Source organism: Paenarthrobacter nicotinovorans (assembly GCF_007670255.1).
GTDB lineage: Bacteria > Actinomycetota > Actinomycetes > Actinomycetales > Micrococcaceae > Arthrobacter > Arthrobacter nicotinovorans_B.
Genome location: NZ_SZVS01000005.1, coordinates 103,330 through 116,509, shown reverse-complemented (window position 1 = coordinate 116,509; position 13,180 = coordinate 103,330). Strand labels below are relative to the sequence as shown.

Here is a 13,180-nt window from a genome sequence, read left to right as displayed (position 1 = left end):
CGCGTGAATGCTACGGTCGGAGGCATGGAACCGGACTGGATCGAGCACCGACGCGCGGACGACGGCGAGCACATCGGATGGATGAAGCCGGTCGACGAAGGTTTTGTCGCCGTCGACCTCTTGGGCCGTCCGCGAACCGAGGTGGTGGACTGGTTGAGCGCGGAGGAAGTTCTCGATGACCTCGGGCTTCGCTACCTGGCCGACCCTCATGAACTACGGCTCGACGACGGCGGCTGGCTCCGCGTGCGGATCGCCGAAGTGACGCCCTCCGCAGTCCGGGTCAAGAAGGACGATTGGGGCGACATGACGGCTCCGCAGATCTACTTCACGGTTTCGCTGCCCGTCAGCGAAGACAAACTTCGCCCGCTGACCCGATAGCTACGAGGTAGATCCCCGCACCACCAGCGAGCTCTCCAGTGTCACGTGCGGCTCGGCCAGCGGGGTGCCTTCCATGAGTCCTCGAAGCTGCTCCCCCGCCTTGCGCCCCAAAGGCGTCGCGGGCAGGTGCACACTGGTGAGGCTGGGGTTGCTGGTGGCGGAGTAGGGAAGATCGTCGAAGCCCGCCACCGCCAGCTCCTTGGGGATCGCTACGCCCTCCACGCGCGCCTCCTGCAACACGCCATAGGCGTGCGTGTCAGTACCGCAGACGACGGCGGTCACCCCCTCGCGCTGCCACCCGGGCCACGCTTGGGCGAACGCGGCAGCGGCAGCACCGACGTCGATCGCTGTACTGATGACGTGCCCGGCGTCGACCGCCAGTCCGCAGGCTGCTGCTTCCTCAAGGAAAGCGTCGCGGCGCAGCTGGAACGTGGTGGTCCCGGTGATGCCGTCGACGTAGGCGGCGCGGGTATGTCCGGACGAGGCCAGGTGGCGGGCCAGCTCACGCGCCCCTTGGGCAACGTCGAGGTTCACCGAGGGTGCGTAGGCTTCCAAGCCCGGGGCATCCAGCAGTACCAGTGGACCGGCCGCGGAGAGATCTTCAAGGAATTCGGCACTCGGAGCTCCCACCAGCAGGCCGGCAGGGCGGAGGGCCAGCAGTTTGCGCACGTCGGAAGCCTGGGGTGATTCGCCGGCGTCGGTCACTGAGAGCAGCAGTTGATATTCCGCGCCCAAGGCTTCCCTGACCCCTGCGATCACATTGGCGAAGAACGGGTTGGACACATCGGGCGTCACCAGGATGACGATGGAGCTGACGCCGCGGGCAAGGGAACTCCCAATGCTGTCCACCACGTAGCCAAGTTCGGCGATGGCGGACCGGACGCGGGAGATGTTGTCGTCCGATACCCGTCCCTGGGTCTTGCCGTTGGCGACCAATGAAACCGTGGCTGTGGAAACACCCGCCCGCGCGGCCACCATGGCAGCCGTTACCCGGGGCGAGCGATGTGCGCGGCCACTGCGCCGCTCCAGGGATTCCATGTATCGATCGTAGCGTTGTTATACGGCCCTGACCTGCGAGAAGGCATCAAGCGCTTGACGCACTCAACGTTAAGCGTTTGACGCAGCCGCCGAAGCAATGCCAAAATCACCCTGAATGCTTATCGCCCTGCCCCGGGCAAGTTCGTGGCAGGCCCCAATGACGTGGAGAGAAACGTGGAAACCAACCCCCGCAAAAAGATCATTCTTGATTGCGATCCTGGCCATGACGACGCAGTGGCATTGCTGCTGGCGCACGGAAACCCGGACATCGAGCTGCTCGCCGTGACCACCGTGGTTGGCAACCAGACCCTGGAAAAAGTCACGCGCAACGCGCTTTCCGTAGCCACCATCGCCGGCATCACGGGCGTCCCCTTCGCCGCCGGCTGCGACCGCCCCTTGGTGCGGACCATCGAAACGGCCCCCAGCATCCACGGCGACTCCGGCATGGATGGCCCGGAGCAGCCCGAGTCCGCCATCGAGCTCGACCCGCGCCACGCCGTCGACCTCATCATCGAAACCGTCATGGCGCATGAGCCAGGCACCGTCACCCTGGTCCCCACCGCGGGCCTGACCAACATCGCCATGGCCGCCCGCAAGGAGCCGCGAATCGTGGAACGCGTCAAGGAAGTTGTCCTCATGGGCGGCGGCTACCACGTGGGCAACTGGAGTGCCGTGGCTGAGTTCAACATCATCATCGACCCCGAAGCCGCACACATCGTGTTCAACGAGAAGTGGCCCGTGGTGATGGTGGGCCTGGACCTGACGCACCAGGCGTTGGCGACCGACGAGGTAGTCAACAACATCGCCAAGATCGGGACCAAGCCCGCCAAGTTTGTCCTGGAACTGATGGAGTTCTTCAAGAAAACCTACAAGGACGCCCAGGGCTTCGACTTCCCGCCGGTGCACGACCCCTGCGCCGTCGCCTACGTCATCGACCCCACCGTCATGACCACGCGCAAGGTTCCCGTCGACATTGAACTTCAGGGCAAGCTCACCCTCGGCATGACCGTGGCCGACTTCCGCGCACCCGCCCCGGAGGACTGCCATACCTCGGTCGCCGTCGAGCTGGACCACAAGAAGTTCTGGGATTTGGTCACCGACGCGATTGAACGGATCGGCGAGCCCGACGGCGGCGCCCCCTCGGGCGCGCAGCTCGCGGACTCAGTTCTGGCAGGAGAGGCGAAGTAATGTCCACCCTCGCCGAAACCAAGTCCACCCGCAACAACGTCACAGCCCTCATGGTCGCCCTGCTGGCAGCCTGCGTGGCCTTCCAGCTCAACGCTTCCATGCTCAGTCCGGCCCTGGTGACCATGGGCAACGAACTCCAGACGGACCAAGCCACTATCGGCCTCTCGCAGACTTGGTTCTTCACGGCCGCAGCGCTGTTCTCCCTGTTCCTACCCCGCCTCAGCGACATCGTCGGCCGCAAGAAGATCCTTGTGGGCATGATGCTCCTCATGGCCGTCGGCTCGGTTATCGCAGCTGTGGCTCCGGACGTGACGTGGCTGTTCGTGGGCCGCATCATCCAGGGAGTCAGCGGCCCGACCGTTCCGCTCTGCCTCATCATGCTCCGCTCCGCCGTGAGCAACCCGCGCAAGTACGGCGCACTCATGGGCCTCATCACTGCCGTCAACGGTGGCGTGGCCGGCGTCGACTCCTTCGTGGGCGGCTACTTCGCCGAGAACTTCGGTTTCCGCAGCATCTTCTGGCTGATGGTCGCCCTGGCCGTCGTCGCCACGCTCCTCATCGCGTTCCTGGCCAGCGAAAGCAAGCCGGCCGCCGGGACCACCATGGACTGGCTTGGCGTGTTCTTCATCGTCATTGCTGTCGGTGCCCTGCTCACCGCACTGAACGAAGGCTCCAAGCTCGCGTCAGCATTCGACGGCGGCACGCTGGCCCTCGCCATCGGCCTCACGGTAGTTGCCGTGGTGGCGTTCGCCGCCTTCTGGACTGTGGAGAAGCGCGCCAAGCAGCCGATGGTGGAAACCGTGCACCTGCGCCAGCGCTCCACGTGGGCTCCCCTGCTGACCACCACCCTCACCATGACCGGCATCTTCGCGGTGATCAACGGCATCGTCCCCGCGTTCGTCCAGGCCGCGGACCCGGGCTTCGGGGTGGGACCCACCGAAATGTCGCTCATGATCCTCACCCCGTACGCCCTCCTCGGCTGGGTCTTCGGACCGATCAGCGGCCGACTCGCTCCGGTGCTGGGCTACACCAAGGTGCTCCGCATCGGCCTTATCGGCAGCCTCGTGGCCCTGGCCATCATTGCGCTCTTCGGCCTCAACAACCTGCCCATGATGATCCTGGGAACGGCCTTGCTGGGCATCATGTACGCCGGTACCGTCAACATCATGCTGAACGGACTCGGCGTGGTGCTCTCGCCCAAGGGCAACCCCGGCTTCCTCCCCGGCATGAACGCCGGTGCCTTCAACCTCGGTGCAGGACTGAGCTTCCTGGTCCTGCCCGCCGTCCTGGTGGCTACCTCAGCGCTCGGTGACGCGAAAGCGTCCTACCTGACCGTCGTCGTCGTTGGTTTTGCCATCACGTTCGCGGCGTTCGCGGCCTCGCTGCTGATTCCCAAGCCCGTCGATGCCGAGGTGCACGAAGACGAAGAGGTGGCCGCGTGAGCACGTCCGGAATTGTCGTCGTTGGCTCGCTCAATGCGGACCTGACCATCTACACCCAGCGACTCCCCCAGCCCGGCGAGACCGTCCATGGCAACGGCTTCGCCGTGAATCCCGGCGGCAAGAGCGCCAATCAAGCGGTTGCGGCCAGCAAGCTGGGCGGCAAGGTGACCCTGATCGGCGCAGTGGGCGAGGACTCCAACGGGACCATGCTCCTCGAGTCCACCGCCAACGCCGGGGTGGACGTCTCGCGGGTTCGACGCTCGGATACCGCGACCGGCGTCGCAGTGATCTCGGTGGATGCCAACGGTGAGAACAGCATCATCATCTCCGCCGGCGCCAACGGCACGCTGGCCCCCGCCGATGTCGACTTCGCCGCGTTCCAGGACGCCGCCGTCGTGTGCCTCTGCCTGGAGGTTGGCATCGATACCGTCGTGGCCGCCGCCCAGGCAGGGCACGACGCCGGAGCTACAGTGCTGCTGAACCTCTCGCCGTACGCTGAGGTGCCTGAGTTGTTGGCGGGCTTGAGCGACGTGCTGCTGGTGAACGCGCACGAGGCCGCCCTGTTCCTTGGCCCGGAGGCTTTTATACCCGATGCCGAGGCGAACGCCGAAGCGTGGGAGCCCGTTCGCAGCCAGTTCGCCGACCGCGGCCTGCAGCGGGTGCTCGTGACCCTTGGTTCGCAGGGATCCGTGGTGCTGGATTCCTTGGCTCGCGGGGAGCAGCTGACCCGGATCGCTCCGACGCGGGTTTCCGCCGTCGACACGACGGGTGCCGGCGATGCGTTCACCGGTGCCGTGGCCGCGCGCTTGGCCGCCGGCGATTCGCTCACTGACGCGGCGTCGTTCGCTTCGGTGGCCGCCGCGTTGGCCGCAACGAAGAAGGGTACCCAGGCCGCCTACGCAACCCTCGAGGAAGCCGAAGCCGCCCGCGCCTCCTAACCCCCGTGTACCCAACTGGGGGACAGCTCCTGCTCTACTGAGTGCTCAGTGGAGCACGAGCTGTCCCCTAATTGGGTTAAGCGGACTTGCGGGCTGCGCGCTGGGCTGAGCGCTCGATCGCCCTGCGGCTCAGCGCACCGTGTCCGGCCATCAGGCGGGGAACCACAACGTACACAGCAGTAGGAACCACGAACGCGGTCAATACCAGGGCACGAAGGACCGGGTGCCACGGTTCCATGATGGGGCCAAGCAACAGCATGCCTACCGAGACGAGCGGGAAGATCGCGATCCAGGTGATGAGTGCACGCATGTGCACCGAGGGTCCCTGGGGCCGGACGACGGCGGCGCTTGAGTTGGGCGCGACAGCCGGGGCTTCGGAGGCAGTTGTTTCGGCGGCGACGGGGGTCGTCATCAGATTCTCCAACCAGATAGTTGTAATTGATGTGAGATCACCATAACCCTGCACGCAGTCAATTACAACTACTTAGTTGGAAACTGCTAATATGACCCTATGGCATGGGACACAGAACGAACCAAGGCCCTGCTGCTTGAGGCCGCCACCACCGAGTTCTGCACTCGCGGATTGGCGGGCGCCCGCATTGACAGGATCGCGTCCGAGGCCGGGGTCAACAAGGAGCGGATCTACCAGTACTTCGGCAACAAAAACGCATTGTTCGACGCCGTCATCGTCACCGCCCTCAGCTCCCTCATGGACGAGGTACCCATCGAAGGCACCGGCCCGGAAGCAATGGCGGACTACGCCGGACGGCTCTTTGACCACCATCAAAAAGACGCCACCGCACCCCGGCTTCTGTTCTGGGAGGGCCTGGAGCGCGGCACCGAAGTTGTGGGCCTGCCCAAACGCATGGCCAACTGCGCCTCCAAGGTCAACAGCACCATCGCAGCCCTGCCCGGAATCTCCAGGGAGGATGCCGGAGATCTCCTCATTACCATCGTGAGCCTCTGCGATTCGGCTCCCGTCCTGCCTGCACTGGACGGTTTGATGGCCGGCAATGACCCAGGCCGCGTCCAGAGGCGACGGGCCGCCGTCGTCCGTACTGTTCACTTGGCCGCAGCGGCGCTGGCGGCTGAAGCAGCGGAAGCCGCCACGGCCTGACGCAGGCGCCCTGCGCCCACGCTGTGACAACTTTGACACCAAAAGTGACTCAGCTGTGAAGTTGCCCCTAGCCAAGAGGGGGTGACATCGACCATGCTTGCTGAATGTACTCAACGACGAGCCCATACCGCATCATTACGGTCTGCACTGGAAACATCTGCCGCTCGCCCATGGCTGCGCTCATGCTGACCGAAGCCTTCGCAGCGGAAGGGCTCGGCGGACTCGTCATGGTGGACTCTGCGGGCACCACGGGGTACGAGGTCGGCCACCCCATCGACCCCCGCGCCGCCAGGGTCCTGACCGCCCAGCACATCGCGTCCGAAGACCACGTCGCCCGCGAGTGGAGGCACGAATGGTTCGCAGGCCGTGACCTGATCCTCGCCCTCGACGTCGACCATTTCGGCTGGCTCCAGGAAGGGGCTCCGGACCGCGGATCGCTGGAGAAAGTCCGCATGCTCAGGAGCTTCGACCCGCAGGCGGCAGGGCGAAACACCCTCGATCTCGGCATCGAAGACCCTTGGTACGGCGGGCACACAGATTTCGACAACACCTGGACGCTGATAAAAGCTGCCATCCCGGGCATCGTGGAGCACGTCAAGTCAGCGATCGCCAAGGCGGACACCGAAGCAGGCCACGAGCACCAGCAGGTAACCTCTATGACATGACCCCCGCACCCGTGATCATCGCTGTTGACGGCAGGTCCGGCGCAGGCAAAACCACTCTGGCCGTGGAACTGGCGGCCCGGTTGCGGCAACACCACAAAGTCTCGCTCTTCCACCTCGAGGACATCTATCCCGGATGGAACGGGCTGCGCACCGGCATTGAGCGCTACGTGGGCACCGTCCTGGCGCCGCTTCGCGAGGGCAAAGCCGCCGAATGGGTCAGCTGGGATTGGGAACGGCATTACGACGGCGGCCTGAACGTCACGCTGCCCGCCGAAATCGTCATCGTCGAGGGTGTTGGGGCCGGCGCTGAAGCAGGCCGTTCCATGCTGGACGCGGTGGTGTGGGTGGAAGCGCCAGGTGACGATCGCCGTCGTCGTGCCCTGACGCGCGACGGAAGCACCTACGAACCGTACTGGGACAGCTGGGCCGCGCAAGAGGAAGAGTGGCTTGCGGCGGATTCGGTCATGGAGGACGCTGACATCCACGTCCAGAATCCGGCCGACGGCACCGCACCAGAGGATGTCCTGCGGGCCCTGATGTATCTGCCGTCGCTTGCCGCGATCCTCTCCCCCGAACTCAGCGCCCGCCGGGGCTTGCAGCTGCGGTCCGAGCGCCTCGAAGCAACCCCGGACGCCGCACGGCTCTTCGAAACCCTCTACGGCCGCTCACCGAACGCCGTGTGGCTCGATTCCTCCAACGCCGCGGCCGTACCGGCCCGCTCCCAGGCAGCCGCACGCAGCCGCTTCAGCATCCTGGCCGACGACGGCGGCACCTTTGGCCAGTCGGTACAGCACCATTCCGGAGTCACCAAAGTAACCGCAGGTTCGGCCACGGTGACCACGCCCGGCCCCTTCTTCCGCTGGCTCGACTCCGTCTGGGGTCGGCGGGCCGTCCGCGCACCCCGCGGATACGACGCCCAATTCACGCTCGGCTGGCTTGGATATCTGGGCTACGAACTCAAGCGCGAAACCGGCGGGAACGATGTCCAGTCGGACACCCCTGACGCCGCGCTCCTCTTCGCCGGCCGGGCCGTGGTGCTCGACCATCGCGAACACACTGCCTGGCTGCTCGCCTTGGAAGCCCCCGACGCCGGCGACTGGCTGCGGGAGGCGCGGGACGCCGTCGTCAGCGCTTCCGACGGCGGTGCTGCCGCTGCTTTAGGCGGCTCCGGCGCTGCGGGCACCCTTGGCGCAACGGTTCCCGAGTTCGCCAGCCGCGATTCCGCCACCGACTACAAGCGCAAAATCGCCGACTCGCAACACCAGATCAGCGAAGGCAACTCGTACGAAATCTGCCTGACCACCACACTCGAGGCGCCCGCCGGGGAGCTGGACGCGTGGGGCAGTTACCTTGCCTTGCGACGCCGGAACCCGGCGCCGTTCGCCAGCTACCTCCGGTTCGGCGGACTGGAGATTGCCAGCACGTCGCCTGAGCGGTTCCTGCGGATACTGTCCGACGGCGGGATGCGGGCCGAGCCGATCAAGGGCACCCGGGGCCGGTCAGCCGACCCGGCCGAGGACGCAGCGTTGCGGCAGGATCTTGAGACGTCGTTGAAGGACCGCGCCGAGAACATCATGATCGTTGACCTCCTGCGCAATGATCTCAGCCACTTCGCAATCCCCGGCTCGGTAACGGTGAGCAGGCTTTGCGCCATCGAAAGCTACGCCACCGTCCACCAGATGGTGAGCACTATCGATGCCCACCTCCGGCCGGGTGCTCCCCGGGCTGAAGCAGTCGCCGCAGCGTTTCCCGCAGGGTCCATGACAGGCGCGCCAAAAATCAGCACCATGGACATCCTCGACCAGCTCGAATCAGGGCCGCGAGGTATCTACTCCGGCGCCATTGGCTACTTTTCCCTGAACGCCGCCACCGACCTCGCTGTGGTCATCCGCACCCTGGTAGTGAACCCCGACGCTGACGGCGGCCGGACGTTGTCCCTGGGCGTGGGCGGGGCCATTACCGCGGATTCCGTCGCGGATGACGAATACGAGGAGATCCGGACCAAGGCATTCGGAGTACTCTCAACCCTTGGCTCCGACTTCCCCCACTGAGTTTTTACTGCAGCGTCGCGGTCAATCTGGCGACGTTATCCACATACTTGGCCAGAGGGGGTCTGTCCATCCAGTCGTCCAACGTAAGCTCACGGGATACCTCGCGATACGTGGACTCCACGGCCCGCATGAGGTTCACGGTTTCGGCGCCCAAGAGCATCACCGAGACCTCCATGTTCAGGGAGAAGGAGCGCATGTCCATGTTGCTGGAACCAAGAACCGCTACCTCGTCATCAATAGTGAAGTGCTTGGCGTGGAGGACGTACGGCGCCCGGTACAGGTAGATCCGCACGCCAGCATCCAGCAAGGCCTCGTAGTAGGAGCGCTGCGCGTGGTGCACCAGGAACTGGTCGCCTTTCTCCGAGACGAACAGTTCCACATCCACGCCGCGCTGGGCCGCTGTGGTGATGGCGTAGAGCAGTGAATCATCGGGGACGAAGTACGGGCTGCAAATCGAGATCCTGTGCTGTGCCGAGTAGATCAGCGTGTTGAAAAGGCGCAGGTTGTTTTCCGTGGCAAACCCCGGGCCGCTCGGCACTACCTGGGCTGTCACCTGTCCGGGAGGAGGGAGAGCCGGAAGACGCAACTGGTCCTCCAGGGATTCGTCCGTTTCACTCAGCCAATCCGTCGCGAACACCACGTTGAGGGTGGGCACAATCGGTCCCTCAAGCCTGGACATCAGCTCGACCCACTTGCGGCCGACCTTGCGGTGCTTGGGATTGTTGTAGGAGGGTTCGATCAGGTTCTGCGAGCCCGTGAAAGCGACGTGCCCGTCGATCACCATGATCTTGCGGTGGTTCCTCAGGTCCGGACGCCGCCATTGGCCATGGATGGGCAGCAGCGGGAGCATCCTCTTCCACTGGATCTTGCCTGCCTTGAGCCTGCGGATCAGGCGTCGGTAGCCCTTGACCCGCAAGGTTCCGATGTGGTCGAAGAGGAGCCTTACGGTGACGCCACGTTCAGCGGCTTTCTCCAGCTCGGTCAGAAGCTCGTCCGTCACGGAGTCACTGCTCATGATGTAGAACTCGGCGTTGATGTAGTTCGTGGCGCCCCTGACCGCCTCGGCCATGGCCTTGATGGATTCCTCGTACCCGGGAATCAGTTCCACCTTGTTGCCATCCACCATGGGCAGGGAGCCCAGCCGGTGATTGAGCTCGCTGGCCGACTTCACCCACTCGGGGCCGGAGTAGATACTCACCGGGTCGGAGAGGTCGGAGGTGACTGCGCGTACACGGCGGTTGACCTCTTCCTGCTGCTCCCGCCTGCGCCTGGAGAGTTTGAAGTTGCCAAAAAGGAGGAACAGGACGAAGCCCACGGAAGGGATGAGGAACACAGCCAAGAGCCACGCCATGGCGGTGGTGGGACGGCGGTTGCCGGGAATGATTCCCAGCAGGACGATCCGCATGACGACTTCCGCGATGGCCCACGCGCCCAGCAACCAGGTCCATTCCTGGCCAAACGGAAAAGGAAAGAGCACGTGACAAACCCCCACGGTTCATGAACAACAGTGACCACAGCCTATCCGGCAAAGCCACCAGCAGTGGCCCGCACTAAGCTGGGACCATGACTTCAGTAGCTCCCACGGTCCTCGTTTTCCTGGACCCCGCCTTCGAAAACGGCCGTATTGCCGACTCCAGCCAGCCGCAGCTCATGGCCACGGACTTGGGAGCTACCCGGGGTGATGGCGTGTTCGAGTCGCTCCTGGCCGTTCAGGGCCGCCCACGGAAGGTCCAGGCGCACCTCAACCGCCTGGCCGGTTCCGCGGCAGCACTGGACCTGACCCTGCCCTCACAGGACGCGTGGCGAAGGGCAATCGACACCGCCATCACGGAATTCCGCGAAGTCCACCCCGCGCCTACACCCGAGGAAGACGAAGTGGTGGTCAAGCTGCTCGTCACCCGAGGTGTTGAAGGTGCTGCGAGCCCAACCTGCTGGGTGCAGGCGTCGCCCTCACCCGCGGGCAGCCGCCGGCAGCGGGAGACGGGTATCGACGTCGTGCTTTTGGACCGCGGTTTCGATACCGAAGCCGGCGAGCGCGCGCCCTGGCTCTTGCTTGGCGCCAAGACGCTGTCCTACGCCGTCAACATGGCGGCGCTGCGCTACGCGCACAAGCAGGGCGCAGATGACGCGATCTTCACCTCGACCGACGGCCGCGTCCTGGAGGGGCCAACGTCCACTGTGTTGCTGGCGCACCTTGAAACAGTCGACGACGGCGACGGTTCCGTCAGGACTGTTCGTCGCCTCATCACGCCGCAGCTCGACAGCGGGATCCTCCCGGGCACCTCGCAGGGTGCCCTGTTCGCCGCGGCCAAGGCGGCGGGCTGGGAATTGGGCTACGGGCCGCTGGAGCCGCAGGACCTGTTCGATGCCGACGCTGTCTGGCTTATTTCGAGCATCCGCTTGATCGCGCCCGTGAACCACATCAACGGCCAGGAAGTGGGCACGCCCGCTATTCGAAAGCAGCTCACAGCCGAACTGAACGAACTGTTCGCGGGTATCGAATAGGGTCCCGCCTCAGGCGCTTGGCACATTTGCTCCGCTTGGAACCTAGCAGGTCACAAGTAGAGTAATTGCTCGCATGACTCAATGATAAGAAACTCTTGGCCTCGGCCATGACCTTGTTGTGCGTTGAATCGCATTTCTTATCCTCCTTGAAATGGTCATTCGCCATGTGATGAATCTTGTTCTCGTGTTAGTTGGATCACGTCCGACTGGCACTTCCTTCAGACTTTGCTGGCTAACTTCCCGGAGGGAATATGGGACTCAGCTCCCCCACAAAAGCCGATGCATCGGCAACCGAAGCGCAGTCCGCGACTGCCGCTTCATCATCAGGACTTCGCCGGTCCATGGAGGCCCGGCACTTGGTCATGATCGCCATGGGCGGCGTCATCGGTTCAGGCCTTTTCGTCAGTTCCGGCTACACCATCGCCACCGCCGGCCCCTTGGGTGCGGTACTCGCCTTCCTTATTGGCGCCGTCGTGGTTTATCTCGTCATGGCTTGCCTCGGGGAACTCGCTGTTGCGTTCCCCGTCTCAGGCGCGTTCCACATCTATGCGGCCCGGACCATTGGACCGGCCACGGGCTTTGCCACCGCCTGGCTGTACTGGCTCTGCTGGGCCGTGGCCCTGGGTTCCGAATTCACGGCAGCAGGCCTCCTGATGCAGCGCTGGTTCCCCGGCGTCGACGTCTGGATCTGGTGCTTCGTGTTCGCCACCGTCCTCTTCACGTTGAACGCCATCTCATCGCGTGTCTTCGGTGAATCGGAGTTCTGGTTCGCGCTCATCAAGGTCGCCGCCGTCGTCGGCCTGATCATCCTGGGCGGCGCCGCGCTTGCCGGCTTCCACCCCCTCGCCGCGGGCGACTATCCCTCCTTCGGATCGAACTTCAGCACCACTGACGGGCTCTTCCCGAACGGCTTCACCGGGGTTTTTGTCACCTGCCTGGCCGTGTTCTACGCCTTCTCCGGTTCCGAGCTGATCGGCGTTGCGGCGGGTGAGACCGCCAACCCCGGCGCCACCATCCCCAAGGCCATGCGCACCACGGTGATCCGCCTCATGATCTTCTTCGTCGGTGCCATCACGGTCATCGCGGCCACCATCCCGTATGAAAAGGTCAGCGTGGATGAGAGCCCGTTCGTCACTGTGTTCTCCATGCTTGGCATCCCCTATGCGGCTGACATCATGAACTTCGTGATCATCACGGCCCTGCTCTCTGCGGGCAACTGCGGCCTGTTCTCCTGTGCCCGCATGCTGTTTTCGCTGGCCGACGAAGGCCACGCCCCGCAGGTCTTCAAGAAGCTCACCAAGCGCGGCATTCCCTTGGTTGCCCTCTGCGTGAGCATGCTCGGAGGGCTGGCTTCACTCATCAGCAGCGTTGTGGCGCCGGCTACGGTCTACCTGGTGCTGGTCTCGGTGGCTGGCTTCGCGACGGTTGGCGTATGGATGTCGATTGTGGCTTCACACTTCATTTACCGGCGGACGTTCGTCAGGAACGGCGGCGACGTCAACACGCTGCCGTACAAGGCGCCACTCTTCCCGCTGGTGCCGATCCTCGCGTTCGCCCTGTGCGTGGTGTCCCTCATCGGCATTGCCTTCGATCCCAACCAAGTAGCCGCCCTTTTGTTTGGAATTCCATTTGTGGGCGCCTGCTACGCGTTCTTCTACTTCAAGTACGGACGCCGACGCTCACTCAAGAAGGCCCTGGACGCTTAGCTCCGTGGCTTCCTGACCCTCTTTGGAGACAGATCAGCCCTTGGCCAACCTATTCCGGTTGACCAAGGGCTGATTGGTTGTGGAAGCGGGTGGTGGCGGCCCGCTTGGGCTCGCCGGTTTGATGAAAGCACGACGCCGGCCCTCACCTCGCC

12 protein-coding genes are annotated in these 13,180 nt (G+C 64.3%); 9 read left to right on the top strand and 3 right to left on the bottom strand.

All coding sequences use genetic code 11. The annotated features are described in order from the left end of the window. Positions 1–24: 24 nt before the first annotated feature. Positions 25–378: a hypothetical protein gene (locus FDP28_RS09525; RefSeq protein WP_144661055.1), complete on the top strand. Its 354-nt coding sequence runs from the start codon at positions 25–27 to the stop codon at positions 376–378. Here the strand turns inward: FDP28_RS09525 and FDP28_RS09520 are convergent, their stop codons facing one another. Next, positions 379–1,416, bottom strand: a complete 1,038-nt coding sequence (locus FDP28_RS09520; protein ID WP_144661052.1) for a LacI family DNA-binding transcriptional regulator — start codon at positions 1,414–1,416, stop codon at positions 379–381. A 174-nt stretch (positions 1,417–1,590) separates the two neighbouring features. On the opposite strand from FDP28_RS09520, the gene uriH reads away from it, so the two are divergent. From uriH to FDP28_RS09505, 3 genes are read left to right on the top strand one after another with little or no spacing between them, the layout of a single operon-like run. Next, positions 1,591–2,604, top strand: coding sequence for a uridine-preferring nucleoside hydrolase UriH (gene uriH, locus FDP28_RS09515; protein ID WP_260842413.1), 1,014 nt, complete (start codon positions 1,591–1,593; stop codon positions 2,602–2,604). Next, positions 2,604–4,046 carry a uridine transporter UriT gene (gene uriT, locus FDP28_RS09510; protein WP_144661049.1) on the top strand — a complete coding sequence of 481 codons (1,443 nt, stop codon included), beginning with the start codon at positions 2,604–2,606 and terminating at the stop codon, positions 4,044–4,046. Before uriH ends, uriT begins: the two co-directional genes overlap by 1 nt. After that, positions 4,043–4,984, top strand: coding sequence for a ribokinase (locus FDP28_RS09505; RefSeq protein WP_144661046.1), 942 nt, complete (start codon positions 4,043–4,045; stop codon positions 4,982–4,984). Before uriT ends, FDP28_RS09505 begins: the two co-directional genes overlap by 4 nt. A 76-nt stretch (positions 4,985–5,060) precedes the next feature. Here FDP28_RS09505 and FDP28_RS09500 read toward each other — a convergent pair whose 3' ends face one another. Further along, on the bottom strand, positions 5,061–5,396 hold the full coding sequence (locus FDP28_RS09500; protein ID WP_144661043.1) for a putative antibiotic biosynthesis monooxygenase: 336 nt from the start codon (positions 5,394–5,396) through the stop codon (positions 5,061–5,063). A gap of 99 nt (positions 5,397–5,495) precedes the next feature. Here FDP28_RS09500 and FDP28_RS09495 point away from each other — a divergent pair, with 99 nt between their 5' ends. From FDP28_RS09495 to FDP28_RS09485, 3 genes are all read left to right on the top strand, one after another. Further along, positions 5,496–6,101, top strand: coding sequence for a TetR/AcrR family transcriptional regulator (locus FDP28_RS09495; protein WP_144661040.1), 606 nt, complete (start codon positions 5,496–5,498; stop codon positions 6,099–6,101). Positions 6,102–6,205: 104 nt separating this feature from the next. After that, complete coding sequence (locus FDP28_RS09490; protein ID WP_144661036.1) at positions 6,206–6,766, top strand: low molecular weight protein-tyrosine-phosphatase; 561 nt, start codon at positions 6,206–6,208, stop codon at positions 6,764–6,766. Beyond that, the gene (locus FDP28_RS09485) at positions 6,763–8,817 is read left to right on the top strand and encodes a chorismate-binding protein (protein ID WP_144661033.1); all 2,055 of its coding nucleotides are present in this window, start codon (positions 6,763–6,765) and stop codon (positions 8,815–8,817) included. Before FDP28_RS09490 ends, FDP28_RS09485 begins: the two co-directional genes overlap by 4 nt. 4 nt (positions 8,818–8,821) lie before the next feature. On the opposite strand, the gene cls is transcribed toward FDP28_RS09485, so the two are convergent. Next, positions 8,822–10,294, bottom strand: coding sequence for a cardiolipin synthase (cls, locus tag FDP28_RS09480; RefSeq protein ID WP_144661031.1), 1,473 nt, complete (start codon positions 10,292–10,294; stop codon positions 8,822–8,824). 86 nt (positions 10,295–10,380) lie between these two features. Here cls and FDP28_RS09475 point away from each other — a divergent pair, with 86 nt between their 5' ends. Both FDP28_RS09475 and FDP28_RS09470 read left to right on the top strand, forming a co-directional pair. Next, entirely contained in the window at positions 10,381–11,322 is a 942-nt protein-coding gene (locus tag FDP28_RS09475; protein ID WP_144661028.1) for an aminodeoxychorismate lyase, read from the top strand. Positions 11,323–11,573: 251 nt separating this feature from the next. Next, complete coding sequence (locus FDP28_RS09470) at positions 11,574–13,028, top strand: amino acid permease (protein ID WP_144661025.1); 1,455 nt, start codon at positions 11,574–11,576, stop codon at positions 13,026–13,028. Positions 13,029–13,180 lie beyond the last annotated feature (152 nt).

Bases quoted from the DNA above. Each gene is read 5' to 3' on its own strand.
- uriT (WP_144661049.1), top strand. From the start codon at position 2,604: ATGTCCACCCTCGCCGAAACCAAGTCCACCCGCAACAACGTCACAGCC.
- FDP28_RS09490 (WP_144661036.1), top strand. From the start codon at position 6,206: ATGTACTCAACGACGAGCCCATACCGCATCATTACGGTCTGCACTGGA.
- FDP28_RS09485 (WP_144661033.1), top strand. From the start codon at position 6,763: ATGACCCCCGCACCCGTGATCATCGCTGTTGACGGCAGGTCCGGCGCA.
- FDP28_RS09495 (WP_144661040.1), top strand. From the start codon at position 5,496: ATGGCATGGGACACAGAACGAACCAAGGCCCTGCTGCTTGAGGCCGCC.
- FDP28_RS09500 (WP_144661043.1), bottom strand. From the start codon at position 5,396: ATGACGACCCCCGTCGCCGCCGAAACAACTGCCTCCGAAGCCCCGGCT.
- FDP28_RS09520 (WP_144661052.1), bottom strand. From the start codon at position 1,416: ATGGAATCCCTGGAGCGGCGCAGTGGCCGCGCACATCGCTCGCCCCGG.
- FDP28_RS09470 (WP_144661025.1), top strand. From the start codon at position 11,574: ATGGGACTCAGCTCCCCCACAAAAGCCGATGCATCGGCAACCGAAGCG.
- FDP28_RS09475 (WP_144661028.1), top strand. From the start codon at position 10,381: ATGACTTCAGTAGCTCCCACGGTCCTCGTTTTCCTGGACCCCGCCTTC.
- FDP28_RS09525 (WP_144661055.1), top strand. From the start codon at position 25: ATGGAACCGGACTGGATCGAGCACCGACGCGCGGACGACGGCGAGCAC.